Annotated in this window: 23 protein-coding genes and 2 pseudogenes; 15 read left to right on the plus strand and 10 right to left on the minus strand. The window is 63.8% G+C overall.

Features of this window, described 5'->3' with window-relative positions; translation table 11 throughout:
* The first annotated feature begins 11 nt into the window (after window positions 1–11).
* Window positions 12–845 (plus strand): ABC transporter permease, encoded by an 834-nt coding sequence (locus PLO63_06485; protein HOI73781.1) that lies wholly within the window; start codon window positions 12–14, stop codon window positions 843–845.
* A 118-nt stretch (window positions 846–963) separates the two neighbouring features.
* Here PLO63_06485 and PLO63_06490 read toward each other — a convergent pair.
* Window positions 964–1,113, minus strand: a pseudogene (locus tag PLO63_06490) (sigma factor-like helix-turn-helix DNA-binding protein).
* 1,227 nt (window positions 1,114–2,340) lie between these two features.
* Between PLO63_06490 and PLO63_06495 the strand changes: the two are divergent.
* Window positions 2,341–2,532 (plus strand): hypothetical protein, encoded by a 192-nt coding sequence (locus PLO63_06495; GenBank protein ID HOI73782.1) that lies wholly within the window; start codon window positions 2,341–2,343, stop codon window positions 2,530–2,532.
* 8 nt (window positions 2,533–2,540) lie between these two features.
* On the opposite strand, the gene PLO63_06500 is transcribed toward PLO63_06495, so the two are convergent.
* From PLO63_06500 to PLO63_06525, 6 genes are all read right to left on the minus strand, one after another.
* On the minus strand, window positions 2,541–3,842 hold the full coding sequence (locus PLO63_06500; protein ID HOI73783.1) for a TRAP transporter large permease: 1,302 nt from the start codon (window positions 3,840–3,842) through the stop codon (window positions 2,541–2,543).
* Window positions 3,839–4,405, minus strand: a complete 567-nt coding sequence (locus tag PLO63_06505; GenBank protein HOI73784.1) for a TRAP transporter small permease — start codon at window positions 4,403–4,405, stop codon at window positions 3,839–3,841. The genes PLO63_06500 and PLO63_06505 overlap by 4 nt, the downstream gene beginning before the upstream one ends.
* A gap of 196 nt (window positions 4,406–4,601) precedes the next feature.
* Window positions 4,602–5,240: a DedA family protein gene (locus PLO63_06510; protein ID HOI73785.1), complete on the minus strand. Its 639-nt coding sequence runs from the start codon at window positions 5,238–5,240 to the stop codon at window positions 4,602–4,604.
* A gap of 361 nt (window positions 5,241–5,601) precedes the next feature.
* Window positions 5,602–6,300: a septal ring lytic transglycosylase RlpA family protein gene (locus PLO63_06515; GenBank protein ID HOI73786.1), complete on the minus strand. Its 699-nt coding sequence runs from the start codon at window positions 6,298–6,300 to the stop codon at window positions 5,602–5,604.
* 313 nt (window positions 6,301–6,613) lie between these two features.
* Window positions 6,614–7,894: a ribonuclease H-like domain-containing protein gene (locus PLO63_06520; protein ID HOI73787.1), complete on the minus strand. Its 1,281-nt coding sequence runs from the start codon at window positions 7,892–7,894 to the stop codon at window positions 6,614–6,616.
* Window positions 7,891–10,263: a DEAD/DEAH box helicase gene (locus PLO63_06525; GenBank protein HOI73788.1), complete on the minus strand. Its 2,373-nt coding sequence runs from the start codon at window positions 10,261–10,263 to the stop codon at window positions 7,891–7,893. Before PLO63_06525 ends, PLO63_06520 begins: the two co-directional genes overlap by 4 nt.
* A gap of 378 nt (window positions 10,264–10,641) precedes the next feature.
* On the opposite strand from PLO63_06525, the gene PLO63_06530 reads away from it, so the two are divergent.
* The 5 genes from PLO63_06530 (at window position 10,642) to PLO63_06550 (ending at window position 15,230) form a co-directional block, all read left to right on the plus strand.
* Complete coding sequence (locus PLO63_06530; protein ID HOI73789.1) at window positions 10,642–12,147, plus strand: leucyl aminopeptidase; 1,506 nt, start codon at window positions 10,642–10,644, stop codon at window positions 12,145–12,147.
* Window positions 12,144–13,121: an ABC transporter ATP-binding protein gene (locus tag PLO63_06535; protein ID HOI73790.1), complete on the plus strand. Its 978-nt coding sequence runs from the start codon at window positions 12,144–12,146 to the stop codon at window positions 13,119–13,121. The genes PLO63_06530 and PLO63_06535 overlap by 4 nt, the downstream gene beginning before the upstream one ends.
* A 20-nt stretch (window positions 13,122–13,141) precedes the next feature.
* The gene (locus PLO63_06540; protein ID HOI73791.1) at window positions 13,142–14,143 is read left to right on the plus strand and encodes an ATP-binding cassette domain-containing protein; all 1,002 of its coding nucleotides are present in this window, start codon (window positions 13,142–13,144) and stop codon (window positions 14,141–14,143) included.
* Window positions 14,144–14,153: 10 nt separating this feature from the next.
* On the plus strand, window positions 14,154–14,762 hold the full coding sequence (locus PLO63_06545) for a hypothetical protein (protein HOI73792.1): 609 nt from the start codon (window positions 14,154–14,156) through the stop codon (window positions 14,760–14,762).
* A 267-nt stretch (window positions 14,763–15,029) separates the two neighbouring features.
* Complete coding sequence (locus PLO63_06550; protein HOI73793.1) at window positions 15,030–15,230, plus strand: cold-shock protein; 201 nt, start codon at window positions 15,030–15,032, stop codon at window positions 15,228–15,230.
* A gap of 779 nt (window positions 15,231–16,009) precedes the next feature.
* Here PLO63_06550 and PLO63_06555 read toward each other — a convergent pair.
* The gene (locus tag PLO63_06555) at window positions 16,010–17,365 is read right to left on the minus strand and encodes an MATE family efflux transporter (protein HOI73794.1); all 1,356 of its coding nucleotides are present in this window, start codon (window positions 17,363–17,365) and stop codon (window positions 16,010–16,012) included.
* A 247-nt stretch (window positions 17,366–17,612) separates the two neighbouring features.
* On the opposite strand from PLO63_06555, the gene miaA reads away from it, so the two are divergent.
* From miaA to PLO63_06585, 6 genes and pseudogenes are all read left to right on the plus strand, one after another.
* On the plus strand, window positions 17,613–18,527 hold the full coding sequence (gene miaA, locus PLO63_06560) for a tRNA (adenosine(37)-N6)-dimethylallyltransferase MiaA (GenBank protein ID HOI73795.1): 915 nt from the start codon (window positions 17,613–17,615) through the stop codon (window positions 18,525–18,527).
* On the plus strand, window positions 18,524–19,912 hold the full coding sequence (locus tag PLO63_06565) for a hypothetical protein (GenBank protein HOI73796.1): 1,389 nt from the start codon (window positions 18,524–18,526) through the stop codon (window positions 19,910–19,912). Before miaA ends, PLO63_06565 begins: the two co-directional genes overlap by 4 nt.
* A 125-nt stretch (window positions 19,913–20,037) precedes the next feature.
* Window positions 20,038–20,568: pseudogene (locus PLO63_06570) on the plus strand (SurA N-terminal domain-containing protein).
* 27 nt (window positions 20,569–20,595) lie between these two features.
* Window positions 20,596–21,123, plus strand: a complete 528-nt coding sequence (locus PLO63_06575) for a peptidylprolyl isomerase (GenBank protein HOI73797.1) — start codon at window positions 20,596–20,598, stop codon at window positions 21,121–21,123.
* A 19-nt stretch (window positions 21,124–21,142) separates the two neighbouring features.
* Window positions 21,143–22,039, plus strand: coding sequence for an MBL fold metallo-hydrolase (locus PLO63_06580; protein HOI73798.1), 897 nt, complete (start codon window positions 21,143–21,145; stop codon window positions 22,037–22,039).
* Window positions 22,040–22,149: 110 nt separating this feature from the next.
* Window positions 22,150–22,572: a hypothetical protein gene (locus PLO63_06585; protein ID HOI73799.1), complete on the plus strand. Its 423-nt coding sequence runs from the start codon at window positions 22,150–22,152 to the stop codon at window positions 22,570–22,572.
* Between the two features lie 29 nt (window positions 22,573–22,601).
* Here PLO63_06585 and PLO63_06590 read toward each other — a convergent pair whose 3' ends face one another.
* Both PLO63_06590 and PLO63_06595 read right to left on the minus strand, forming a co-directional pair.
* On the minus strand, window positions 22,602–22,976 hold the full coding sequence (locus PLO63_06590; GenBank protein HOI73800.1) for a metallopeptidase family protein: 375 nt from the start codon (window positions 22,974–22,976) through the stop codon (window positions 22,602–22,604).
* A gap of 55 nt (window positions 22,977–23,031) precedes the next feature.
* Window positions 23,032–23,169: a hypothetical protein gene (locus tag PLO63_06595; protein ID HOI73801.1), complete on the minus strand. Its 138-nt coding sequence runs from the start codon at window positions 23,167–23,169 to the stop codon at window positions 23,032–23,034.
* Here PLO63_06595 and PLO63_06600 point away from each other — a divergent pair.
* Window positions 23,168–23,989 carry a glutaminyl-peptide cyclotransferase gene (locus tag PLO63_06600; GenBank protein ID HOI73802.1) on the plus strand — a complete coding sequence of 274 codons (822 nt, stop codon included), beginning with the start codon at window positions 23,168–23,170 and terminating at the stop codon, window positions 23,987–23,989. The two genes, PLO63_06595 and PLO63_06600, sit on opposite strands and share 2 nt — an antisense overlap.
* Window positions 23,990–23,995: 6 nt before the next feature.
* Complete coding sequence (locus PLO63_06605; GenBank protein ID HOI73803.1) at window positions 23,996–26,089, plus strand: cation:proton antiporter; 2,094 nt, start codon at window positions 23,996–23,998, stop codon at window positions 26,087–26,089.
* The last annotated feature ends 76 nt before the right edge of the window (window positions 26,090–26,165 follow it).

Genomic DNA, 26,165 nt, shown 5'->3' on the forward strand with positions numbered 1-26,165 from the left:
GGAGGATCGGCATGGCGGGAGACTTCTGGCAGCGATTCCGGAAAAACAGGCTGGCCGTGGCGGGGCTCACGGTGGTGGTCCTCCTGTTCGTTGTGTCTTTCCTGGCGCCCTGGATCTCGCCGTACGACGCGGGGGCCATCGACCTCCAGAACATCCTCCAGCCGCCGTCGGGCAAGCATCCCTTCGGAACGGACCCCCTCGGCCGGGACGTCCTGAGCCGCATGATCTGGGGGGCCGGGATCTCCCTGAAGGTGGGCTTCGTGGCCACGGGGATCGCCATCGTGCTGGGAACCATCCTCGGGGCCCTGGCGGGATACTACGGGCGTTGGGTGGACGCCCTGATCATGCGCTTCGTCGACATCATGCTGTGCTTCCCCACGTTCTTCCTGATCCTGGCGGTGATCGCCTTCCTGGAGCCGTCCATCTGGAACATCATGATCATCATCGGCGCCACGGGCTGGATGGGGATCACCCGGCTCGTCCGGGCGGACTTCATCTCGCTGAAGGAGCGGGACTTCGTCCAGGCGGCCCGGGCCATCGGCGCCTCGGACCTGCGGATCATCTTCCGCCACCTGCTGCCGAACGCCATGGCCTCCATCCTCGTGGCGGCCACGCTGGGGGTGGCCGGGGCGATCCTGACGGAATCGGCTCTCAGCTTCCTGGGGATCGGTGTCCAGCCGCCCACGCCGAGCTGGGGGAACATGCTCACCGCCGGGAAGGACAACATCGACATCGCCTGGTGGTTGTCCCTCTATCCGGGGCTGGCCATCCTGGTGACGGTCCTGGGGTACAACCTGCTGGGGGAGGGGATCCGGGACGCCCTGGACCCGCGGCTGCGGCGCTGAGCCATTCGGGGGCTGCCGGGGAACGCGAGGAAATCAAAAAAGCCGGCCGGGGTTTATGCCCGGCCGGCTTATTCTTGTCGATTGCCCGGTGATCACGGGGAGTTGCGTCTGAAAACGGTCAGGGCATCTCCCAGTCGCTGTCGGGGGACGCGAAGTCCTTCAACTGGTCCCGCCGCTTCTTGTGCTGGAGCTTCTTGAGGGCCTTCGCCTCGATCTGGCGGATCCGCTCACGGGTAACGCCCATCATCTCCCCGACTTCCTCCAGGGTAAACGGTCCATAGTTGCAGGCGACCCAGGTGCAGTTGAGGAAATTCTCGTTCGAGAGGCGCCACTCGCAGGTCATTTCGGTGCAAGGCTCGGAAATCAGATGTCCTTTCTTCTTGCAGCGATACATGTTTTTCACGGGGGGGTCTCCTTGCTTGGAAAGATCGCCTAACCTAAACACCCCGCAGGGGATTGTCAACTGGGAAAGGCATTTCCCGGGACGGCGGAGTCTGGGTAACATCCGGTCATATCGGCGAAAAGCCTCGTTGACGGGAAAGACCGTCAGCAGCACCGTTGGTTAAAGTGGGGGACCTCCCGAACGGTTGTTGAAAGGCAGAAACGGCAGTCAGCCCAGTCCCCGGTTCAGATTGTTTTCTTACCGAAGAACAAGGACCCAGGAGGAAGACATGGCTGCCGAGAAGAAGGTTGCATAGCACGGCCTTTCATTGCTACAACTGGCCGAACGGTTATGAAACGTTTCGGAAGCCTGCCGCTGCTGGGGCTGTCGGAACGTGGGCCGGCGGCCGTTTGAGACCGTCGAGGCCGGAAACCTTATCAAAGAGCAAACGACCTTGAAGGAGGCTGCTTTAACCGCCCCTCCGAAGTGCAGTTGACTGTCAGGGAGGTCCCTGAGTTTTACACATGAATAGAAAGCACGGGTTCCTTCTTCTTCCGGTCCTGTTCCTGTTGGCGATCCATTCGGAATGCCTGAGCGGATCGTCCGGCACATTCTCACCGGCCGACACGTTCACCTATTGTGCCCTGTCCGGGAGTAATTTTGCGGATAGCAGCCTTCGCTGTAAAGGCAGCGTGCTTGATAAGGCCACGGAAAATCGCTGGCAGTTTTTCAATCCGACGGCGACGAGCTCTCCGTTTCCTTTCGTGAGGCTGGAGAGAAAAGAAAAGGAGCACCATCCCGCCAAACCGGGTCGCTCACCTCCTGCTGCATCTTCCCTTTCGTAAATAAATTCCTGACAGCCGATTCAACCCTTGATGGCATGGGACTTCCATGGCCGTTTCTGCCGTGTGCGCCTCATCCGGGAGCGGGCAGTTCGTGCCGGCAGGGATTCTCATGGAATGGATCTGTTCCACGCTCACCCGAGCCGGTTGTCTCTTGTCCAAATCCCGGTGACGGCCGGAGAGGATCCATGCGCTTGGATGGCTTTCCGGGTGTTTCGTGGAAGGATTGTACGAAAAAAATTAAGCAGACACTCCACGGAGGAAGAATATCATGAGCGGTACAATTTCCGAGATGATCGTTTTGCTTGTCATTGGTCTTGTGATTGCTGCAATTTGTATTGTTCCCGCTTCGAGAAGAAAAAGCAAAACAGAGACCGGCGATTCAGACCGGGAGAAAGATGGATCCCGGCCTGCCGCGGAGGAATCACGAAAACCGTCGAATCGCAATAGAAACAAGGATTGACGGGAGCTTTATTGCATCCAGGAGGGCAAGAATAAAGCGATCTGGGGGATAAAGATGAGAAGGAGTGCCGTGATCATCTGGGCTGCCAGCATTCGGAGTGCGCCTTGGAAGATGATATGGAGCGGCACGTCCCTGGCGACCCCCCCTACTACGTAGACATTGATGCCGACCGGAGGTGTGATGACCCCCATTTCCGTAACGAGGACGATAATCACGCCGAACCAGATCGGATCGAACCCCAGAGTGGTGACAACCGGGTAGAAGATAGGGATCGTCAGCATGATCATGGCAAGGCTGTCCATCAGGCAGCCAAGCACCAGATAGGTCAGGATGATCAAGCCGATTACGGCCCAAGGCGGAATCGGAAGCTGGGATACCCAGGCCCCCACCTCTGAGGGGATGGTGGTCACCGCCAGGAAGTGGCCGAACACCGTGGCACCGGCGACGACCACGAAAATCATGCAGGAGATTCGGGTCGTTTCGTTCAAGGCCGTCAGAAATCCTTTCCACGACAGGGTTCTCCCGACAACGGCGATCAGGATGGTTCCGAACGCCCCGACAGCCGCGGCCTCCGTTGGCGTGAACAATCCCGCAAAGAGGCCGCCCATCACCATGACAAACAGGATGAATGTTTCGATGACGCCGGCTAGGGACCGCAGTTTTTCCCGGATGCTGCATGGAGGAGCCTTTTCGTAAAGGCCGGGATTGATGCGTGTCCAAATCAGGATGGTGACGACGAACAAGAGGCTCAACAGGACTCCCGGCAGAACTCCTGCGGCAAAGAGCTTGCCGATGGACTGCTCGGTCATGACCCCGTAAACGATGAAAATTGTGCTCGGCGGAATCAGGATGCCCAGGCTTCCACCGGCGGCGACCACACCCGTCGCGAGCGCTGGATCGTACTTGTATTTTTTCATCTCCGGCAGGGCCACGGAGGCCATCGTCGCGGCCGTGGCGCTGGTGGATCCGCAGATCGCAGAGAATCCGGCACAGGCCCCGATCGTGGCGATGGCCAGGCCGCCTGGAAGGTGCCCGAGGAACTTGTGCGCGGCATTGAAAAGCCGGGTGCTCATGCCGGAGTGAAAGGCAATTTGGCCCATCAGGACAAAAAGAGGGATGACCGTCAGGTTGTAGGAACTGAACGTTGCAAAGAAATCCCGTGCGATGATGCTCAGCGAGGCATCCCAGGATACAAGATAGGCAAAGCCGACGAAGCCGACAATGCCCATGACGAAGCCGACCGGGATCTGCATGAACAGCAAGGCGATGAGAACAAGGAAAGCAAGGATGCCCGTCATGATCGGTGTCATTTTGCGAACCCTCTTCTCAAGAACAGAACCGCATCCACGATCAGCACGAGGCTCAGGAGACCGCAACCGGCGGACATGCCGAACACGAAGGGATGAATAGGCATCCCCACCGTCATCGAAACCTCTCCTGAATCAAAGAGTTCCATGGCGTAGAGGAAGGATTGCCAGGTTAGAAAAAGGAAGAAAGCGGCGCTTGCCATGTTTCCTATGGAGAGCAACCGGAACTGAGCCCTTTGCGGCAGCCTTTCCATCAGGATGTCGACCGCCACGTGGCCTCTCTGGACCGACGTGTAGGCCAGGGCGAATGAAACGGAGACCACGCCCAGAAATCCGACGAGGTCATACACTCCGGGAAGAGGCTTTCCGAAAAACCTCATGACGATATCGACGCAGGTCAACAGCATCATTGCCACCACGGCCGCCCCGGCAAGGTAGTTGATCCGGGTCATGGCATTTCCGATCGTGTCACGCGTATGCAACATAGGAAACCTCTTCATGATGAGGAAAAAGAAAACGTTCCGAGGAAGTCTTTCGGGAATCAGCCTGCAGTTCCGGCTCGGCACCGGCTGCAGGCATCAATAGATATAGAGGCGGGTGGAATGGCTTAAGCAGGAAGGATCAAGAATTTCAGAGTGGCGCATGCCCATTGTCATCCAAGTCTGTCTATTGTTGATGGATGACGCCTTTATATGAACGATGCATGTTTGTCAACAAGCCGGGATTCCGTTCCGGTTAGAATCGTTTCGGACAACAGGCTGGTTATTTCCCGTTTCTGTTGCGGAAATATTCAACGATTCCAGGCATAACCGAAATGATGATGATGGCTATGATTACGAGCGTGAAGTTTCGTTTCACGAACTCCAGATTGCCGAAAAAATAACCCCCCATGACGAAGATGAAGATCCAGGCAATTCCACCGATGACGTTATAACTGAGGAAACGCAGGTAGGACATGCTGCCGATTCCGGCCACGAAAGGGGCAAAGGTGCGGATAATGGGCATGAACCGCGCGGCGATAATCGTTACCCCTCCATATTTCTCATAGAACCGGTGCGTTCGATCGAGATATTCCCTTTTGAAGAAACGCGAGTCTTTCCTGGTGAAGACTTTTGGCCCTACATACTGGCCAATCGCATAGTTGACCGTATCGCCTCCTATGGCCGCCACGGCCAGGGACAAGAGAAGCCATGTGACGTCCAGGTCGCCCCTTGCGGCGAAAGTGCCCAGGCCGAACAGGAGCGAATCCCCCGGCAGGATGGGGGTTACGACCAGGCCTGTTTCGCAGAATACAATCAGAAACACGATGAGATACGTCCAGACACCAAACGTCTGGAGGACGTAGCTGATATGCCTGTCCAGGTGCAGGAACAAATCGACAAACTGAAGCAGCAGATCCATGGCGATTCCCATTACCTGAAAGCCCATGATCCCGAAAGGAGAATCTCATGCCAACGAATAGGCCACCATGATCAATTGGCGAGAGCGTTTGTTCGCATTCATGTCCCGAAACGACCTGCCGGTAACCCTCTACTTCGGCATACCGCCGGGACGGGTGATCGAAATCGGTATCCGGATTCAGATTTGACGGATGTTGTCCGAAAAGGAGGCCGGCCTATGAACAGTCGCATTCCAGTGTGGATGTGGGCAGTCATAAATAGAACGGGTGTGCTGGTTGTTGCATTTCCGGACCGGCAGACAGGAATCGAATGAAATCTCTTCGCGCTCTACCAAGAATAGAGTCTATTTTTTTCTGCCTGTATCATATCTTTTCCATGATGAGTTTTGTGACGCCTTTCTGGACGAAGCCGAGCTGTTTGGCCATCGCATAGGAGACATCGACGTCCCGGCCTTTGATGTAGGGTCCACGGTCGTTGATCATTCCTTCGGCGACCTTGCCGTTGTCAGGATTGGACAGCCGCACTTTCGTTCCCATGGGCAGTGTTTTATGGGCCAGGGTGTTTTTATGCATGTCGAAACGCTGTCCACTAGCCGTTTTCTTGTTGTGATGCTCCGCCCCATACCAGCTGGCGGTCACTTCCCCGCCGGCTTCGGGTTGGGCGGTCCGGACGGCCTGGGCAGCCTGGGTAATCTGGGCGGTCTGGGCGGTCTGGGCGGTCTGGGCAGTCTTGAGAGTTTGGATGTCCTGGACGGCCTGGGATGAAGGCGGATGGACGATCAGTTTCTGGCCGATCCGAATCATGTCCGGATTGGACAGACGGTTATCCCTGGCTATCTGGTAAGGGTTTATCTTGTATAACTTTCCGATCTTCCAAAGATTATCACCCTTCTGGACAATGTATTCGACCGGCTTGTTTCCGGCCGGGGCGGTTTTGGCCGAGTCCTGTGCCATGGCGGTCGTAAGCTCGGCCGAAAAAGAATTTGACGCTTTCCGTACAGACGCTTGCGTCCTGATTCCATTGAGGTTCTCTGCAACATTGCCAGTGGGTTTTATTTCCATCGTTCATCGGCCTCCCTTATGAAATCTTCATTGGCGTCAAAATTATGACTCCCTCGTTGTTCAGGAGAAAGCAGCGTCATGATTTTCTCCAGCGATATCGAGCATAAGTGTTTTGTGTTGCAACGGCGGACTTCATGACTACTCCTTCATTTTGCAATTGTAATGCCACCCATCCGTTCCCCGAAGAAACGCCGTCCTTTTTTGCATCATGACATGATCGTTATGAAATTCGTGAGGTTGGGTTGACTCGTTTTTTGAAGACAGGGCCATTGGGAAGGGCTTGGCCTTGTGTCTGCCTGGGTGGAACGGGAGATTACGGGGTGGGCAATCCGGTGCGGCGCCGGAGGCGCGCCCGGCGGTGGAGGAAGGCTGCCGTCTCCCCCTCCGCGCCGGAGCCGCAGGCGAGCCAGCACTCCACCACGGCGAGGGCCGCCGGGGCGTCTTTTTCGTTGTGCTCAAGGTCCTTGGCCAGCTCCTCCGCGGCGAAGGCGTCGCCGGGGTCGTCCCGCAGCATCTCCCGCCACAGGCTGGTGGCCTCGACTCGTCGCCGGGCCCGTTTGCAGAGGATCGACAGCTCCATCCGGGCCTCCCGGGAGGGCAGGCCCGTTCCGGTGCCCGCCAGCCGGCACAGGATCTCCTCCGCCCCCGCCAGCTCGCCCCGGTCGATCAGGAGTCGTGCCGCCGAGACGAGGTCCCGCGGATCGGCCGCCGGGGGCGGCTCCGGCAGGACCAGCTCCGACAGGTGGGCCGCCAGGGCCGCCAGGGAGAGGATATCCAGCCGGTTGTGCCGGAAGATGTCGCCCAGGAGCCGGCCGTCCCGCGTCCGGAGCCAGCGGAAATAGCGCTCCGGGATCTCGCTGCCCGGGAGGTCGTCTTCCCGGAGGAGTCCCAGCAGGGCCGCCTCCAGGGTCCCGAGCCGGCAGTTCTCCAGGCGCCGGCCCACGAGACGGCGGCTCGGGTGGAGAAGGTCCAGGTGCGGAAAGCCTTCCAGGGGGTTCGGGAGGCGGTTCATGACGAACCGGGCCGCCAGGAGGTTGAGGTCGAAGGCCTTGCCGTTGAAGGTGACCAGGGCCTTCCGCGACGCCGCCAGATCCGCCAGGTGGGCCAGGGCGGCCCGCTCCTCCGCGTAGTCCCGGAGGAAGATCTGCCGGAGGACGAAGCGTGACCCCTCGAACCAGCCCAGGCCGATCAGGAAGGCCACCGTGCCGGTCCCCCCGGCGAGTCCCGTCGTCTCCGTGTCGAGGAACAGCAGGTCTCCGATGTCCAGGGCGGCCATATCCCGAACGTTGCCCAGGATAGCCGCCCGGGCCATGTCGAGGCCCGAAAGGTCCGCCACGCGCCGGTGGCCGTGGCAGGCCCCGCCGCTGACGTCCTCGCGGACCACGAAGAAGGTGCCGTGGGGCGTTTCGATCTCTTCACCGGAGACGACCTCGCCGAGGGGCGGGAACCGGTCCTTTCGGACCGGCTGCGGTTCCCGGCGCCGGCCCATGATCTCCTCGATCCGGCGCCTCAGCTCCGAGATTTCGGGCTTCTCCGGCCGCGGAGGGGCGGGCGTTTCGCCGGTCAGGCGCTGGAGGCGGTTGCGGACGCTCATGCCATCTCCAGGAGCCGGTTCACGACCGTGAGGGCCACCTCCTTGGCGCGATTGCCCACCTCGAGGGTGGGGCCCACGCAGGAGGGGCAGCCGTGGAGGCAGGGACAGGAGGAAAGGAGGGCCTGCGCCGATCCCAGGAGCCGCCGGTGCTCCGCGTAGAGGAGGTCCGAGAAGCCGATCCCGCCGGGATAGGCGTCGAAGAGAAAGACCGTCGGGTCGAAGGCGTCCTCCCGGGCGGGCTCCACCGCGTCGGCCCCCGGGGGAGACGACGTGATCACGCGGCCGCCCCCGGTGTGCCGGACGAACCACTCGCCGCTCTTGTCGCCGATGCAGCGGTCGATGTCGTGGAGGTCCGCCATCAGGAGCATCGCCGCCAGGTGGTGGAGGCCGTAGGCCAGCCCCGTCAGGCCGTCGATGATCTCCTCCCGCGAGTAGGGCAGGGCCTCCAGGAGGTCCCGGGGGATGGTGAACCAGTAGCCCGTGGTGTGCATGTCCCGCTCGGGCAGGTGGACGTCCCCGAATCCCAGGTTTTCCGAGGTGTAGAACTTGATCTTCTTGTAGCCCACGACCTTCCGGACCACCTGGACCTCCCCGTGCTCGACGATGGCGCTTCCCTCACGCTTCTCCACGAACCGGTCGATGACCCGGACGTTCGTGTAGGTCATGGCGTCGGTGAAATAGTCCACGTCCACCTTCCGCACGTAGGCCTTCTTGCCCGGCAGGTCGAGGCGGTCCACCTGGTAGGGCTGGGACTCGACCATGTAGATGGCCCCCTCGTGAAGGGCCGTGAAGGCCCCGTCCCAATCCACTTCGGCGATGATCCGCGGGTTTCCCTGCTCGCTGGCGTCGACCACCACCACGTTTTCCGGGTTGATGCTCCGGAGGCTCACCTCGTCGGCTGGATAGCTCTCAGCGGACCAGTGCCACCGCTCTCCCGCCTGGTGGAGGACCCCCTTCTCCGTCAGGTAGTCCAGGAGCTCTTCGATGTTCTCCCGGCCGAAGTGCTCCCCCCGCTCGAAGGGCAGCTCGAAGGCGGCGCTCTTGAGGTGGTGGAGGAGAATCAGCAGGTTGTCCGGGTTGATGCGGCAGTGCTCCGGGGAGCGGGAAAAGAAGTAGTCCGGGTTCTCGGCGATGAACTGGTCCATGGGGGCGCTTCGGGCGATCAGGACCGCCAGGCTCCAGCCGGCCCGCCTGCCCGCGCGGCCCGCCTGCTGCCAGGTGCTGGCGACGGAGCCCGGGTAGCCGGACATGATGCAGGCCTCCAGGTCCCCGATGTCGATGCCCAGTTCCAGGGCGTTGGTGCTGACGACCCCCATGACCTCGCCGCTCCGGAGGCCCGCCTCGATCTGCCGCCGCAGGTTCGGCAGGTAGCCGCCCCGGTAGCCCGTGACGAAGGTGTCCGGCAGGGGTTTTCCCTTTTTGAACCGGTCCTTCAGGTAGCGGGTGAGGACCTCCACGTTGAGGCGGCTGGTGGTGAAGACGATCGTCTGGATCCGCTCCTCCACGAGGCTCCCCGCCAGGTTCCGGGCCGGCGTGAGGGCCGACTGGCGGATGCCCAGCTCCCGGTTCACGATGGGCGGGTTGTAGAGGATGAAGGTCTTGGCCGCGGCGGGGGCGCCGCTCTCATCGAGGAGCGTCACCGGCCGCTCCAGGACCGCCTCGGCGTGCTCCCGCGGGTTGGCCACCGTGGCGGAGCAGAAGATGAACACCGGGTCCGCGCCGTAGAACCGGCAGATGCGGACGAGGCGGCGGATCACGTTGGCCAGGTGGGAGCCGAAGATGCCCCGGTAGACGTGAAGCTCGTCGATCACGACGAACCGGAGGTTCATGAAGAGTTTCTGCCACTTCGTGTGGTGCGGCAGGATGCCCGCATGGAGCATGTCGGGATTCGTCACGACCACGTGGCCCTGTCGGCGGATGGCCTGCCGGGCGTCGTCGGGGGTGTCCCCGTCATAGGTGAAGGTGCGGATGTCCTCCCGGAGGTCCGTAATCAGGCCGTGGACTTCGTGCATCTGGTCCTGGGCGAGGGCCTTCGTGGGGAACATGTAGAGGGCCCGGGTCTCCGGCTCCTCGAGGATCCGCTGGAGGACCGGCAGGTTGTAGCAGAGGGTCTTGCCGCTCGCCGTGGGTGTCACGAGGACGATGTCTTTCCCCTGGCGTACCAGGTCGACCGCCTGGCCCTGGTGGCTCCAGAGGCGGCGCATGCCCCGGGCCTCCAGGACGGACCGGAGGCGGGGGTGGACCCAGCCTGGGTAGTCGACGTACCGGGCCTCCCGGGCGGGGATCCGCTTCAGGGCCGAGACGTTCTCCATGAAGCGCCGGTTCTTCTCCAGGCGCGACAGCCATTCATCGAGGGTGAGTCTGCTCATGGGGTTACCTGTTATCCGCACGAAAAGGGGACGGATTTCTCGGGGGCTGTCACGGGGGATGCCGCCATGCCGCCGCAGGCCGGGAACGGGGACAGATTCGAAGTCTGTTTCCATTTCCGGGTTTAAGCCTGTCCCCTTTTACGGCATTTGGGGGCGGATTTCAAATCCGTCCCCGTTTTCCCCCATCGGGTGTCCGGCCGGCCTCCCGCTTTATCCTGCAGGGACGCGGGGAGGATACCACAACGGGCCGATCCGGCAAGGCCCTATTCTCCGTTTCGCCCCGGAGAGCACCCGGACGGAAGGGACGCCCGGCGTTGACATTTTCGACGCCTGTGTTAGAGTTCCTCCGTTTTTATCCCGCCCATCCAGGAGATCCGCATGAAAATCGACGTGAAAAAAGGAAATCTCGAACGGTTCGTCACGCCCGCCACGGCTGTATTCCTGTTCGAGGGCGAGGAGCCTGCCGGGTCCGCAACCCTTCTCGACAGGACTTCCGGGGGGCTCGTAACCGAACTGCTGAAAGCCGGGGATTTCAAGGGCAAGCTCCACGCAACGGCGCTTCTTTACCCCGGGAAGGCCCTGCCGGCCCGGCGGCTCATCCTGGTCGGCCTGGGGAAGAGGAACGATGTCACCATCGACCGCATCCGGGGCGCCTTCGCCGCGGCCGCCCGGGAGGCCCGGAGGCTGGACGCGAAGGACTTCGCCGCGTCCACGGACATCGGCCTGCCGGAGGAGAAGCCGGAGCGGATCGCCGCGGCGGCGGTTGAAGGGGTCCTTCTTGGCCTCTATCGCTACCTGCCATACAAGACCGTTGATCGGGAGGAATTCCGGGAGCTTCGATCTTTCACCATCGTCGAGGCCGACGGGGCGCGCGGGAAGGCCCTGCGGAAAGCGGCGGCCGAGGCGGAGGCGGTCTCCCGGGCCGTCTGCTTCGTGCGGGACCTCGTCTCCGCGCCGGGTAACGACATGACCCCCGACCGCATGGCGGAAGAGGCGAAGAAGATGGCGACCGGCCGCGGGCTGGCCGTGAAGGTTCTGGATGAGCCGGCGATGCGGAAGCTGGGCATGAACGCCCTCCTGGGGGTGGCCCGGGGCAGCGCCCAGCCGCCCCGGCTGATCGCCGTCGAGTACCGGGGAGGGAAGAAGGGGGCGGCCCCGGTGGTCCTGGTGGGCAAGGGCATCACCTTCGACAGTGGCGGCATCTCCCTCAAACCCGCGGAAAATATGGGCGAGATGAAGGACGACATGGCCGGAGGAGCCGCCGTCCTCGGGGTGCTGCAGGCGGTGGCGGACATCGGCCTGCCGTTGAACGTGGTCGGCCTGGTGCCGGCGGTGGAGAACCTGCCCGACGGAAAGGCCTACCGGCCCGGGGATGTGCTCACCACCCATTCGGGCCAGACCGTGGAGATCATGAGCACCGACGCGGAGGGACGGCTGATCCTGGCGGATGCCCTGTCCTACGCCCGGAAGCGGTACCGTCCGGCGGCGGTCATCGATCTGGCCACCCTGACGGGGGCCTGCGTCATTGCCCTGGGGGATCTCGGGATGGGCCTCTTCGGGACGGACGCGGACCTGAACGCCCGGATCCGGGCCGCCGCGGCGGAGACGGGGGATCTGGTCTGGGAAATGCCCCTCTGGGACGAGTATGTGGAGCTGATCAAGAGCGACATAGCGGACTGGAAAAACACCGGCGGTCGCAGCGGCGGGGCCATCACGGCGGCCCTTTTTCTGAAACAGTTCGCCGGTGAGGGACCCTGGGCGCATCTGGATATCGCCGGAGCTTCCTGGCTGAAGAAGGACCGGCCCTGGACACCCAAGGGTGCCTCGGGAGTCGGCGTCCGCCTGATGGTCGAGGTCCTGAAGCGCTGGAGCGCACCCGCGTGAGCACCGCCGGGGATCCTATCCTGAAGATCGAAGGGCTCGCGACCTATTTTGAGACGGCCCGGGGGACCGTCCGGGCGGTGGACGGCGTCGACCTGTCTGTCCGTTCCGGGGAGACCGTGGGCATCGTCGGCGAATCCGGATGCGGGAAGACCGTCCTGGCCCTCTCGATCCTCCGCCTTGTGCCGCCGCCGGGCCGGATTGCCGCGGGCCGCATCGTCTTCGGAGGCCGCGATCTCCTGGTCCTTCCGGAGGAGGAGATGCGGCGCATCCGGGGCCGGGAGATCTCCATGATCTTCCAGGAGCCCATGACCTCCCTCAACCCCGTCTTCCGCGTGGGCGACCAGGTGGCGGAGGTCCTGGAGATCCACGAGGGATTGCCGCGGCGGAAGGCCCTGGAGCGGGTCACGGAGGTCTTCCGGCTGGTCGGAATCCCATCCCCGGAGACGCGCATCCGCGACTATCCGCATCAGCTCAGCGGGGGACTTCGCCAGCGGGTCATGATCGCCATGGCCCTGTGCCTGAAGCCCCGGTTGATGCTGGCCGACGAGCCGACCACCGCCCTGGACGTGACGATCCAGGCCCAGATCCTGGATCTTATCAAGCGGCTCAAGGAGGAGACGGGGACGTCCGTACTGCTGGTCACCCACGACCTGGGAGTCGTCGCCGAGGCGGCCCAGTTCGTGGCGGTCATGTACGCCGGGATCATCGTCGAATACGGCCCCGCAGGGGACGTCTTTGCCTCTCCGCACCACCCATATACGGTGGGCCTCCTCGCCTCGGTTCCACGGGGGCGGGGCGGGGACGGCGGGCGCCTTCCCGCCATCGCCGGCACAGTGCCCTCCCTCGACGAGTTGCCTGCTGGATGCCGCTTCTCCGGCCGCTGTCCCGACGTCATGGAGATCTGCCGTCGGGAGGAGCCCGCCGTGACGGAGCCGGCGCCGGGCCGAAGCGTACGCTGCTGGAAATTCTCATGAGCGGGAGGGCTGCGGATTCGATGGAACAGCGGAGGTTGCCGGAGGCGCTGGTGGACATCCGGGAACTCCGGAAGGGGTATCCCGTGCGGGGCGGATTCCCGGGACGGCACGGAACGGTTCGGGCGGTGGACGGTGTGTCCCTCCGGATCCGGCGCGGGGAGACCCTGGGTCTGGTCGGGGAATCGGGCTGCGGGAAGTCCACCCTGGGACGGCTTCTTCTCCGCCTGGAGGAGCCCACGGCGGGCCGGATCCTCTTCGAGGGGAAGGACATCTCCTCCCTGGACGGCGCAGCCCTGCAGGCGTATCGCCGCCGGGTCCAGATCATCTTCCAGGATCCCTATTCATCCCTCAATCCCCGCATGTCCGCGGGCGCCATCATCGGTGAGCCCCTGGCGGTTCACGGTACGCCGGCGGCGGAAATTCCCGGGGAGGTGGAGCGCCTTGCGGAGATGGTGGGCCTTTCCCGGGAGCAGACGACCCGGTATCCCCACGAGTTCAGCGGCGGGCAGCGGCAGCGGATCGGCGTCGCCCGGGCGCTGGCCCTCCGGCCCGACCTGATCGTGGCGGACGAGCCCGTCTCGGCCCTGGACGTATCCATCCAGGCGCAGATCCTCAATCTCCTGAAGGATCTCCAGGAGCGGTTCGGGCTTTCCTACCTGTTCATCACCCACGATTTCGGAGTCGTGCGCTTCATGAGCGACCGCATCGCCGTCATGTACCTGGGGCGGATTGTCGAGTTGATCGGAAACGAGAGCCTGGACAGCCATCCGCTGCATCCCTACACGGAGGCACTGCTGTCGGCCGTGCCCGCGCCGGACCCGGCAAGCCGGCGGATGCGGATCGTCCTTCCGGGAGACCCCCCCAGCGCCGTAGATCCCCCGCCGGGCTGCGTGTTTCATCCCCGCTGCCCCCGGCGGATGGAGGTCTGCAGCCGGGAAGTGCCCGTCCTGGCCGGGCGGGACAACGGGCATCCCACGGCCTGCCATCTGTTCGGAATCGCGGACGGGGACCCGTCCCTCTGAAGGAGGAAGCATGAAGGAAGAGAGCGTTGTTTTCCCCTCCGGGGGCATCCGGATCGAGGGCCGGCTGGCCCGGAGCGAAGGAAACCGGGCTGTCGTGATCTGCCACCCTCACCCGCAGATGGGAGGCAGCATGGACAACAACGTCGTGGAGACCCTGGTCGTTGCTTACGGCGGCGCCGGATTCACGACCCTCCGCTTCAATTTCCGGGGCGCCGGACGCAGCGGAGGATCCTACGACGAGGGCCGGGGCGAGCGGGACGACGTCCTGGCGGCGGTTGCCTTCCTGGCAGGGGAGGGCTTCGGAAACACCGAACTGGCGGGCTATTCCTTTGGCGCCTGGGTGATTTCCAGGGTCCTGGCGGTTCCGGGAATGGCCTTTCCGTCCGTCTTCGTTTCGCCACCCGCGGGATTCATGGAGTTCGATTTCAGCGGTTGGCCGGGGAACGTCCGGCTCGTGACGGCCGGAGACCGCGATCCCTATCTCGATCAGACGCTCGTCCGGGCGGAAGCCCGCCGGGCCGGGGCGGACTTCGAGATCATCCCGGGGGCCGATCACTTCTACATGGGGAAGGAGCGTCTCCTTCTGGATATCGTCCGGAAACGGCTGTCCCTTTCCTGACGCGGGTCCGCAGCGTTCGGAAAAGCCGGTGCCGCCGGGGTGAAAAAATGTTGCATTTTTGTTTTATCGGTGATACGGCACAAAACACCGGTCGCGATGACAGGGTTTTCATAGGGTATCTCTAACGCCGGCGTGAAGGTTTTGTAGTGATTCAAGTTTTTCGCTTTTTTTAGGTCACGGGCTGCCCGCAGACGGCTGCGGGAAGACGTGGCCTTTTTTTTTTCCACCGGTGGGTGGGGGGATTTCGTTTGAAAGGAGGGAAGTACTTTGGCACAGGGTAAGGTGAAGTGGTTCAACGAGAAGAAGGGGTATGGCTTCATCGAGAACGATGAAGGCGGTGACGTGTTTGTTCATTACAGCTCCATTCAGTCTACCGGTTTCAAGACGCTCCAGGAAGGCCAGCGAGTGGGCTTTGAAATCGAGCAGGGCAAAAAAGGCCCCGCTGCCGTGAAAGTCCAGCCTATATAAAGCAGGCGGAATTCTAAGAGAGATGCCCCGGCTTAGCCAGCCGGGGCATTTTTTTTGGGCGGGCTGTTGAAAAGCGGCCGTCTGCGGCGTTGCCCTCGTCCTTCGCCGCTCGACGTACGAAGAGTACGCCTCGCGGCTCATGACTTCGAGCGCCTTGCATCCGACCCCTTTTGAACAGCCCGCCACGCTTCTGCATTTCCCCCTTTTTTTATAGAGAATCAGACGCGGATGGGAGGCTGGCATGTGGGAGAGAAGGCTTCCCTCGCGCTCAGAAGCGTTTTTTCGACCCTGCATCGTCTCGCTCCGCTGCAAAGTCATAACTCGCGCCTGGGGGCGCTCAGACAGATGACTTTGCGGGCGCTGCGCTGCGACGGCAGGGTGCCCCGAAAAAGCCGCTATTCGCGCTCCGGGAAGCCCCCTCTCCCCGACGGACGTTCGCGGGGGCGCGACCGGGGGTTTCCAGAGGAGCAATGGGAACATCCCTGCCGGAAGCCAGTAGCGGGCTGTTCAAAAACGCCAGGATGCAAGGCCCCCGAAATCCTGAGCCATGAGTCTTACCCTTATCGGTACGTCGAATGGCGAAGGATGAGGGAAACGCCGCAGACGGGTGTTTTTCAACAGCCCGTGCGGAAAAACGGCCGCGACAGCGGCAGCCCCCGTGGCAGCCCCCGCGCCGATACGTTGAATACAAAGGGAAAGGGGAGCCGGCTTGGCAGGAAAGAAAAGAATGAAGAAAGAGGGACGGGCTTGAAATCCGAATCCTTTTTCCCCTCGCTTCCTCAAACGGCGGCGGCTTCCCGGAACGAGCGGATCTCGCGGAGCGCCCGGTGGCGGATGATAAAGAATGCCACGACACTGGAGAGCGGCTGGGCCAGCCAGACCCCGCTCACCCCGAAGAACGGCGGCAGGATGATCAAGAGCGGCACCAGGAGCAGCATATCCCGGATGAACATGAGCCACATGGCCGTCGATCCCTTCCCGAGGCCGATGAACATGTTGATCCACACCAGCGCCGGGGCGATGATAACCATGGCGGAAACGAAAATCCGGAGCGCCGGCACGGCCATCGCCATGAGGCGCGGATCGGTCGAGAACAGGCCGAGGACCTGCGGTGCCAGGATTTCGATCAGCAGGAAGGACGCCACTGCCAGGATGAGGGAAAACCGGGTGGCCTCCCGCACCGTTTCGATCAGCCGTTCATAGCTACGGGCGCCGGCACTGAAGCCGACCATGGGCATCACGCCATGCCCCACCCCGAAGAGGAGCATCATCACCACGCCGTTCACCCGGAAGCACATTCCCAGCGTCGCCAGGGCCTCGTCGCCGAAGGGGGCAAGGGCGTGGTTGAAAACAACGATGACGGCGCTGACGACGAAGTTCATGATGATGGACGGGAATCCGGTCTGGAAGATGGACCGGAGAATCCCCGGGTCCGGCAGGAGCAGGCTCCGGTCGAGACGGTACCTGGACGACCGGAGGCTGATGAAATAGAGGGACAGCAGTGCCGCCGCGGACTGGGAGATGACAGCGGAGTACGCGGCGCCACGGATTCCCATGGCCGGGATGGGTCCCCAGCCCAGGATGAATATCGGATCCAGGACCATCCCGATAGCGGAGAAGACGAGGACGACGTGCATGGACAGGTTCGGTCTTCCCTCGGCGCGAAGCAGGTTGTTCACCATCATGAAAAACAGGACGCAGGGGGAGGTGAAGATCACGATGGTCAGGTAGCTTCGGGCCATGGGCAGGATGTCGTCGGAGGCGCCGAACAGCCGGAGCAGGCCGTCGGGGTTGGCGAGGGTCAGGATGATCAGCAGGGTCCCGAACGCGAAGGTGAGCAGGAAAACCTGACCCGCCGTCTTCCGGGCCGCCTCCAGGTTTCCCGCCCCGAACATGCGGGCGGCGTAAGAGCCGGCTCCGACACCGGTGCCGACGCCGAGGGCGGCCAGGATCATCTGGACCGGGAAGTTCACCGTCAGGGCCGCCACTGCCTGGTGGCTCGTCCGGGCGAGCCACAGCGTGTCCATGAGGTTGTAGAGGGCCATGGACAGCATGGCGGCCATGGAGGGCCAGCTCATCCGGAGGAGAAGGGGAAGAATGGGGCCGCGGCCCAGATCCAGGCTTTTGTCCGTCATAGGGGAACGATCCGCCCCTGGAATTGTAAAATGGGGGAATTCCTGCTAACACGCAGGCGCGGCCACTTCAAGACAATTTCACGGCCGTTGCCCGGCGGGGGGCAGCCGCCGCAGCAAGCGCCTTTCCGCGCCGTTGCAGTTGAATCGGGATCCCGGGTGCCGTCGCCTCGTCCAGGCCTTCCAGGGCAACCCGGGAGGCACGGGAAGCCCATCCATGTCAGCGGGACCGAATTCCCGGAGTTGAGCCATGAACGCGCAAAGGACAAACCTGATTGTCATCGTCGGTCCCACCGCATCCGGGAAGACGCGCCTTGCCGCCCGCCTGGCCCGGAAGACCGGCTCGGAGGTGATCTCCGCGGACTCCCGGCAGGTCTACCGGGGCCTGGACATCGGCTCCGGAAAAGACCTCGGGGACTACCTCGTCGACGGCGTCCCGGTTCCGTACCATCTGATCGACATCGCCGATCCCCGGGAAGAGTTCAGCGTCTTCTCCTACCAGCGGGCGTTTCGCGACTGCTTCGCGGAGCTGTCCCGGCGGGGGATCGTGCCCGTTCTGGCCGGCGGGACGGGGTTGTACATCGAGGCGGTCCTCCGGGACTACCGCATGGAAGAGGTCCCCGAGAATCCGGAGCTGAGGCGGGAACTGGCGGACATGAGCGAAGGGGAGCTGGCGGAGATGCTCCGCTTTGCCAATCCCCGGCTGCACAACACAACGGACCTGACGGACCGTGCGCGTCTTCTGCGGGCCATCGAGATCGCACGCCACCGGACGGATGCCCCGGCGGAGCCGGGACCCATCCTCCGTCCCCTGGTCGCGGGAGTGCGTTGGGACCGGGCGGTCCTCCGGAGCCGAATCGCCAGGCGCCTTGAGGAACGCCTGGCGGGGGGACTGGTCGAGGAGGTGCGGCGGCTCCGGGAATCGGGCGTCTCACAGGAGCGGCTCTACGCCCTCGGCCTCGAGTATCGCTACATCAGCCTCCACCTGGCCGGGGATCTTCCGTATGAAGCGATGGTCCGGACCCTGAATACGCGCATCGGCCAGTTCGCGAAGAGGCAGGAGACGTGGTTCCGGGGCATGGAGCGCCGGGGTGTCCCGATCCGCTGGATCGACGGGGACGACTACGACACGCTCAGGGACCTGGTGATGGCGGCCGTGCCATGAGCATGTCCCGGACGGTCCGGCGCTACCTCGACGGCTGGGCGGAAAAGCCCCTGCACCCTTTCCTGGCTGGCTCCCTGGACGGCCTCTCCCGGGCCGTGGTCATCCCGGCCCTGGCGGAGCGGGACTCCCTTTTCACGACACTGGCGGACCTGGCGTGCCAGCCGGAGTCGGAACTGGCGCACACGCTGGTCCTAGTGGTGGTGAACAACCGCGCTCCCTCCATCGACGATCCGCCGGATATCCGGAACAACCGGGAGACCCTGGAGATCCTGGCCGCCGTCATTGCCGGGACGGATGTGAAACCGGCGGCCGGGGGACCGGGGCTCAACGAGAGCCTCGCCTGCATACGGCGGAGCGCCCTCCGGCTGGCCGCCGTCGACGCCTCCTCCCCGGGATTCGAGATCCCCGACCGGGACGGCGTCGGCCTGGCCCGCAAGATCGGCCTCGACCGCGCCCTGTCCGTCCTCGACATGAGCCGGGGGGATCCGTCCTTCCTCGTCTGCCTGGACGCCGACAGCCGGGTGGACCCGGGCTACCTGTCCGCCGCCGGCGCCTTCTTCGCCCGGGGGGAGGCCCCCGGGGCCGTCGTCGATTTTGCCCACCAGGAGGCGGAAGACCCGGTTCTGCAGGAGGCCATCCTGCGCTACGAGCTGTTTCTCCGCGCCTATGTTCTTGGCCTGCGCCGGGCCGGCTCTCCCTATGCCTTTCACACGGTCGGCTCCACCATCGCCTGCTCGGGCGAGGCCTACGCCGCCGTCCGGGGCATGAGCCGGCGCCGGGCCGGGGAGGACTTCTACTTCCTCAACAAGCTGGCCAAGCTGGGGCCCGTCGGCCGCATCGGCGGAACCGTCGTCCGTCCCTCGCCCCGGCCGTCGCTCCGCGTTCCCTTCGGGACCGGCCGCCGCATGGCCCGCGTGCTCTCCGGCGAAGAGTCCGCTGCCGGGAGCCTGTATGCGCCGGAGATCTTCCGGATCCTCCGGGAATGGATCCGCCTGGCGGAGGAGAGCCCGGACCGCTCCGGGGAGGACCGTCTCGCCGAAGCCCGCCGGATCCATCCGGCTCTGGGCCGCTTTCTGGAGGAGCAGGCCTTCCCCGGGGCCTGGGAGAAGATCCGCCGCCAGGCGCCCGGGCCGGCCCATCTGCGGCGCCAGTTCCATGGCTGGTTCGATGCCTTCCGCACCCTCCGGGCCGTTCATGCCCTTCGGGACGGGGGCCTGCCGAACGTCCCCCTTCTCGAGGGGGTGGAGCGGCTTCTGCAAGGGACGGGCTGTCCGGATGCGGCGGCCCGGCGGGAGGAGACCGGGAAGACGGCCGTCGCCGAACTGCTGGCAGTCCTCAGGGAGAAAGACCGGGAGTCATCGGAGCCGCGCCGTTTCCTTCCTTGACGGCGCTCGTTCTTTTCGCATATACAACGGAAAATTTTTACAATTTCAGCGAACCGGCGGCTGCTGCCGCCGGCGCCGGGCAAGGGGAAGACCCCGCCGGAGGAGGAAGGTTTTTCATGAAACGTATGGTGTATGCGTTCTGTTCCGTCTTGCTGATTTTCGTGATCCTGGTGGCTCCGACCGGCTGCGCCAAGGAAGACAAACCCAAGGAGACGGCCGCCGCGCCCCAGCAGGCCCCGGCTCCGCCCCCCATCCCCCTGCCCGGTGCGGCGGGACTGGAGTCTTCCACCGCGTTGACGGCGGCGCCTTCCGTACCGTCCGACGTGGTGATCGAGGTGGACGGGACAAGGCTCACGGATGGCCAGATCGATGCCATCGTGAAGAAGCGGCTGGCCAGTGTGAAGGAAAAACTCACGGCCGAGAAGAGGAAAAAGCTCCGTGACGATATGCGCAAGCGCATTGTCGACGACTTCGTCACCCGCACGCTTCTGGCCAACGAGATCAAAAGACGGAACCTGAGTGCCTCCGACAGGGAGATCAGCGATGCCATCGAGCAGGTCAAGGGAACCCTGCAGCCGGGGACGACCCTCGAGGACCTCATGAAGCAGAGCGGAACGACACAGGCCCGGCTCCGGGAAGAAATCGCCTTCGGCGTCAAGCTGGACAAGCTCGTGCAGAGCAGCATGGGCAAGCAGGGGAAACCCACCGACAAGGAGATCGCCGCCTTCTACGAAAAGAACAAGAAGACCTTCACCATCCCCGAATCGGTGAGGGCACGCCACATCCTGATCGCCAAGTCGACCGGCGACGACGAGAAGACGAAGGCGGAGAAGAAGGCAAAGGCGGAGGACATCCGCAAGCAGCTCCTCGCCGGGGGGAACTTCATGGAGCTGGCCAAAAAGCACTCCGACTGCCCCAGCAAGGAGCACGGCGGCGATCTGGGAGAGTTTCCCAGGGGCCAGATGGTGAAGCCATTCGACGATGCCGCCTTTTCGCAGAAGGTCAATGAGATCGGCCCGGTTGTCGAGACCGACTTCGGCTACCACGTCATCCAGGTCCAGGAGCACAACGCCGTGAGGCCCATGCCCCTGGAGAAGGTGAAGGACCGGGTGTCCCTCTACCTGGAGCACCAGAAGAAACAGCAGGCCCTCGTCTCCCTGGTCAAGAAACTCCGGGAGAAAGCGAAAATCGTCCTTTACAAGCCGGTATAGCGCGAAAGGAGGTCAGGCCATGCGACACCGCCAGGCGGGGAAGATCCGTGACGGGCTGTGGTACCTGGGGCGGGAGGAGTCGGGTTGTTATTTCCTGAAGGGACGGGAAGGGGCCGTCCTGATCAACGGCGGCCTGGCCCATATCCTGCCCGACGTCCTGGCCCAGATGGAGGCGTTCGGCCTTGATCCGGGGAACCTGACGAAGATCCTGATCCTCCACTCCCATTTCGACCACATCGGCGTCGTTCCCTGGTTCAAGCGAAACTGGCCGGGAATCGAGGTGTGCGCCTCCGGACCCGCCTGGGACATCCTGGCCATGCCGAAGGCCATCGGCATCGCCAACACCTTCACAGGGATGGCGGCCCGGATGGCCGGGGCGGAAAACGGTCTCGAAGGCCGCGATTACGAGTGGCGGGACGACATCCGGGGAGCGGCGCTGAAGCAGGGGGACCGGATCGACCTGGGCGGCGTCGCCCTGGAGATATACGAGACGCCCGGGCACACGAATTGCTCCATCACCGCCTGGGAGCCCGACGCGAAGGCCCTCTTCGCCTCCGATGCCGTCGGCATCCCCTACCGGGACACGGCGTTCCCCTCGGCGAACACGAACATGGCCCAGTACCTGGTCAGCCTGGAGAAGCTCCGGCCTCTGCCGGTGGCGATTGTCGGGGCGGACCACTACGGCTATGTCACGGGCGACGAGGCGGCCGGATTCGTCGCCGCGACCGACCGGGAGGCCCGGAAGCTCGACGCGGAGATGCGGGAGATCTTCCGGAGCAGCGGAGGCGACGTCGAGACCGCGGCGAAGGCCATGAACGCACTGTTCTTCCAGCGGTGTCCCGATTACTTCATCGCCCCGGAGATTCTCGAGGGGGTCTTCAAGCAGATGATGAAGTACATCGCCAAGTCCTTGTAAGAAAGCGAAGCGACCTGGAAAAGAGGGGGCGGATCCGGAATCTGCCCCCTTTCCATCCCGAAACAACACGGGGACGGATTTCATACCTGTCCTCTCTTCAGGAGAAAGCCATGACCGAAGAGCAGCACATCCATGGTGCGGAAGAAGCGAATGCGGCGGAGGAAACAGGGGGGGGCGACGATCGGCAGCGCGTCCGGGTAAACCAGAAGAACCTCTACCGGGAGGAGACCTTCTCGGACCTCCAGGTGGCGGTGATCCGGCAATTGTCGCCGGTGAAGCCCAACGGCGAGACGGACAAGACCCGGAAGGTCCTCTTTGCCGGGCAGACCCAGATCATGACCCCGCAGGGGCCGCTTCCGATCCAGTTTCCCATCGACGCGAAGAACCTCCAGCAGGCCCTGGACATGTTCCCGGAGGCGATGGAGGCCTACGTGGAAGACCTGATGGCGCAGGCCCGGGAGATGCAGCGCCGGGAGTCTTCCCGGCTCATCGTTCCGAACCAGCCGGGCGGAGACAGCCGGATCATCCGGTAATCCCGGGCGGGGGAGCCTGTCCGCCGGGGTCACTCATAGCCCAGTTCGATCAGGCGCTCCTCCGTGATGCCGAGGAAGTGAGCCACCTCGTGGACAACGGTGATCTCGATCTCTTCCTCCAGCTCCTCCAGGGTCCAGCACATCTCCTCCAGGGGCTCCTGGAAGATGAGAATCGAATCCGGGTAGAGGGGAGGGTAGGTGGCCGAGCGCTCCATCAGGGAGGCTCCCTGGTACACTCCCAGGAGGGGATAATCCGGGGGGAGGTCCATCTGCCGGAGGAGCTCCCGGGACGGACGCTCCTGGACGGAGATCATCATGTTGTCCAGGTGCTGCCGGATCTCCTTGGGAATCCGGCGGATCGCCCGCTGTACGGCCTGGTCGAATTCGCGCTTTGACAGTCTCATTCCCTTCCCCCCTGGGCCGGCCGTCTCCACCGGCGCGGCCGCGCATGCACGGCCATCATACCACGGCTTCCGGGGCGAGGAAACCCCCTGCCGCCGGCCAGAACGGCGCGGGGCACCCGGCGGAACCGCCCGCCTCGACAAGCCCGTCGATCCATACTATGATGATGCGGCACTCCATCGGAGCATCTGCCATGGCCCGTTTCCGCCGGGGAATGTCTCCCGCGGTCCTGACGGCTTTCCTGATCGTTGCTGTGATCCGTCCCGCAGCGGCCGGACCCATGCCCGGAATGCCCGCCAAGGACGGAGCTCCGACGGCGCCGGTCCGGGATGTCCGGATTGTCCGGGAACATCCCCACGATCCGGAGGCCTTTACGCAGGGCCTGCTGTTCCATGGCGGTTTCCTCTACGAGAGCACAGGCCTTCGGGGCCGATCCAGCCTGAGGAAGACGGCCCTTGAGAGCGGTGCCGTCCTCAGCATCCGGCGGCTGCCGGAAGACCAGTTCGGCGAGGGGCTGGCCCGCTTGGGGGAGCGCCTCATCCAGTTGACCTGGCGGTCCGGGGTGATCCATGTCTACGACCGGAAGACCTTCCGCCTCCTGGCCTCGGTTGCATATCCCCGGGAGGGATGGGGTCTGGCGTGCGACGGGAAGCGGCTCGTCGCCAGCGACGGAACGGACCGTCTTTATTTTCTCGATCCACGGACCTTCCGGACGCTCCGCTCCATCGCGGTGACCGACCGGGGGCGCCCGGTCGACCGGCTCAACGAGCTGGAATGGGTGGAAGGCCGGATCCTGGCAAACGTCTGGGAAAGCGACCGCATCGCCCGCATCGATCCGGACTCGGGCCGGGTGGAGGAATGGATCGACCTGGCGGTGCTGCGGGAGAGGCTCCGGGGGACGCCCGCCGGAGCGGCCAACGGGATCGCCTGGGATGCGGCGCGGCGCCGGCTCCTGGTGACCGGAAAAAACTGGCCCCTGCTGTTCGAGGTGATCATGGACGAAACGGACAGGTAACAGACCATGCCGCAGGACCTGATGTCGGACATCCTGATCATTTTCGGCCTCTCCGTGGGGGTTCTTTTTCTTTTCACAAAGATCCGCGTCCCCGCCCTGGTGGGCTTCATCTTCACGGGCATGCTTGCCGGCCCTCACGGGCTGGGGCTCATCCGCCAGGCGGAAAACGTGGAGATCATGGCCGAGGTGGGGATTGTGGCCCTCCTGTTCACCATCGGCCTGGAGTTCTCCTTCCGCCATCTGGTAAAGATCCGCCGCTCCGTGCTCCTGGGCGGCTCCCTCCAGGTGGGCCTCACGATTGCCGCCGGGGCCGCGATCGCGACGATCGGGGGCTTTCCGTTCGGCCAACTGGTGTTTTTCGGGTTTCTTCTCTCCCTGAGCAGCACCGCCATCGTGCTGAAGGCGCTTCAGGACCGGGCCGAGCTGGATACGCCCCACGGCGGGAGCGCTCTGGGAATCCTCATTTTCCAGGACCTCGCCATCGTTCCGATGATGCTCGTCCTTCCCTTCCTGGCCGGGGCCGGCGGGGAATCGGGAACGGACCTGCTGATGACGGCGGTGAAGGGGACCGCGGCCATTGCCGTCATCGCCGCGGGGGCGAAGTGGATCGTGCCCTGGTGGCTCCACGCCGTCGCCCGCACCCGGAGCCGCGAGCTCTTCCTCCTGGCGGTGATCCTCATCTGCCTGTCCGTCGCCTGGCTGACCCACGCGGCGGGCCTGTCGCTGGCCCTGGGCGCCTTCCTGGCGGGGCTGATGATCTCCGAGTCGCCCTACAGCCATGAAGCGGTGGGCCATGTCCTGCCTTTCCGGGACGTCTTCACGAGCTTTTTCTTCGTCTCCATCGGAATGCTCTTGGACATGGGGTTCTTTCTCGAACAGCCCTTTCTCATCCTGTCCCTGACCGCCGCCGTCCTCTTCCTGAAGGCCTTCCTTGCCGTCGGTACGGTCATCGTCCAGGGGCTTCCCTTCCGGATCGCCCTCCTGGCGGGCCTGGCCCTGAGCCAGATCGGAGAGTTCTCGTTTCTTCTGTCCAAGGTCGGGACCGGCTACGGCCTGATGAGTTCCCGGATCTATCAGATCTTCCTGGCCGTCTCGGTCTTCACGATGGCCCTGACCCCCTTCATCATCGGCGCCTCGCCGCGCCTGGCACGCCGGATCATGGCCTGGCCGCTGCCGGCCCGCCTGAAGGCGGGCGGCTCGCTGTACCACGGCCCGAAAGAGACCTTCATCGGAGACCACCTCGTCATCGTCGGCTTCGGCCTCAACGGCAGGAACATCGCCCATGCCGCGCGCCAGACGGGGATCCCCTTTGTGATCCTCGAGACGAATCCCGACACGGTGCGGGATGAACGAAAGGAGGGGCTGCCGATCCATTACGGCGACGCCACCCACGAGGCGGTCCTGGACTCCGCGGGCATCCGGACCGCCCGGACGCTGGTCGTGGCCATCAACGACCCCACGGCCACGAGGCGCATCGTGGATCTGGCCCGCCGGCTCAACCGGACGCTGCACATCATCGTCCGGACGCGATACCTGGGCGAGATGGCGGCACTCCACGAATTGGGGGCCGACGAGGTGATCCCCGAGGAGTTCGAGACCTCCATCGAGATCTTCGCCCGGGTACTCCGGAAATACCTGATCCCGAAGCCGGAGATCGACCGCTACATCCAGGAAATCCGGACGGGCGGCTACGACATGCTGAGGACCCTGTCCCCCGAGGCGGCTGTCTGCACGGACCTGCGGCTCTGCCTCCCCGACACCGAAGTGGTCACGTTCCGTTTGGACGATGGCGCGCCGGCGGATGGACGGACCATCGGGGACATGGCCCTTCGAAAGGAGCACGGCGTCACGATCCTGGCGATCCGCCGCGGAAACGACATGGTTTATAACCCCGATCCGCAAATGGAGATGTTCGCCGGGGACATCCTCGTTACCCTCGGGGCTCCGGAACAGACCGCCGCCGTAGCGGGACTGTTCTCGAACGGCGGCTCCGATACGGACGGGGACGGGATCGCCGTGCCTTCCCCGGGAGGGGCCGCCGAAAGGCCGCTCCCGAATACGGGAACAGAACACGAGAGCAGAACACGGCGACGGCCTTGACGGGTGCTTTCGCCGGGGGTAAGGTGAAGACCCTTCCGGGCGGCGACGCATCCGGAAAGGCCCGGGCGGGGAAGAC

The sequence above is a fragment of the Syntrophales bacterium genome, assembly GCA_035363115.1.
In the GTDB taxonomy this organism is placed as follows: domain Bacteria; phylum Desulfobacterota; class Syntrophia; order Syntrophales; family PHBD01; genus PHBD01.

Coding starts and splice junctions, on each gene's coding strand:
- PLO63_06485 (HOI73781.1), top strand. CDS start 12: ATGGCGGGAGACTTCTGGCAGCGATTCCGGAAAAACAGGCTGGCCGTG.
- PLO63_06495 (HOI73782.1), top strand. CDS start 2,341: ATGAGCGGTACAATTTCCGAGATGATCGTTTTGCTTGTCATTGGTCTT.
- PLO63_06500 (HOI73783.1), bottom strand. CDS start 3,842: ATGACACCGATCATGACGGGCATCCTTGCTTTCCTTGTTCTCATCGCC.
- PLO63_06510 (HOI73785.1), bottom strand. CDS start 5,240: ATGGATCTGCTGCTTCAGTTTGTCGATTTGTTCCTGCACCTGGACAGG.
- PLO63_06515 (HOI73786.1), bottom strand. CDS start 6,300: ATGGAAATAAAACCCACTGGCAATGTTGCAGAGAACCTCAATGGAATC.
- PLO63_06520 (HOI73787.1), bottom strand. CDS start 7,894: ATGAGCGTCCGCAACCGCCTCCAGCGCCTGACCGGCGAAACGCCCGCC.
- PLO63_06525 (HOI73788.1), bottom strand. CDS start 10,263: ATGAGCAGACTCACCCTCGATGAATGGCTGTCGCGCCTGGAGAAGAAC.
- PLO63_06530 (HOI73789.1), top strand. CDS start 10,642: ATGAAAATCGACGTGAAAAAAGGAAATCTCGAACGGTTCGTCACGCCC.
- PLO63_06540 (HOI73791.1), top strand. CDS start 13,142: ATGGAACAGCGGAGGTTGCCGGAGGCGCTGGTGGACATCCGGGAACTC.
- PLO63_06545 (HOI73792.1), top strand. CDS start 14,154: ATGAAGGAAGAGAGCGTTGTTTTCCCCTCCGGGGGCATCCGGATCGAG.
- PLO63_06555 (HOI73794.1), bottom strand. CDS start 17,365: ATGACGGACAAAAGCCTGGATCTGGGCCGCGGCCCCATTCTTCCCCTT.
- miaA (HOI73795.1), top strand. CDS start 17,613: ATGAACGCGCAAAGGACAAACCTGATTGTCATCGTCGGTCCCACCGCA.
- PLO63_06565 (HOI73796.1), top strand. CDS start 18,524: ATGAGCATGTCCCGGACGGTCCGGCGCTACCTCGACGGCTGGGCGGAA.
- PLO63_06575 (HOI73797.1), top strand. CDS start 20,596: ATGGGCAAGCAGGGGAAACCCACCGACAAGGAGATCGCCGCCTTCTAC.
- PLO63_06580 (HOI73798.1), top strand. CDS start 21,143: ATGCGACACCGCCAGGCGGGGAAGATCCGTGACGGGCTGTGGTACCTG.
- PLO63_06585 (HOI73799.1), top strand. CDS start 22,150: ATGACCGAAGAGCAGCACATCCATGGTGCGGAAGAAGCGAATGCGGCG.
- PLO63_06590 (HOI73800.1), bottom strand. CDS start 22,976: ATGAGACTGTCAAAGCGCGAATTCGACCAGGCCGTACAGCGGGCGATC.
- PLO63_06600 (HOI73802.1), top strand. CDS start 23,168: ATGGCCCGTTTCCGCCGGGGAATGTCTCCCGCGGTCCTGACGGCTTTC.
- PLO63_06595 (HOI73801.1), bottom strand. CDS start 23,169: ATGGCAGATGCTCCGATGGAGTGCCGCATCATCATAGTATGGATCGAC.
- PLO63_06605 (HOI73803.1), top strand. CDS start 23,996: ATGCCGCAGGACCTGATGTCGGACATCCTGATCATTTTCGGCCTCTCC.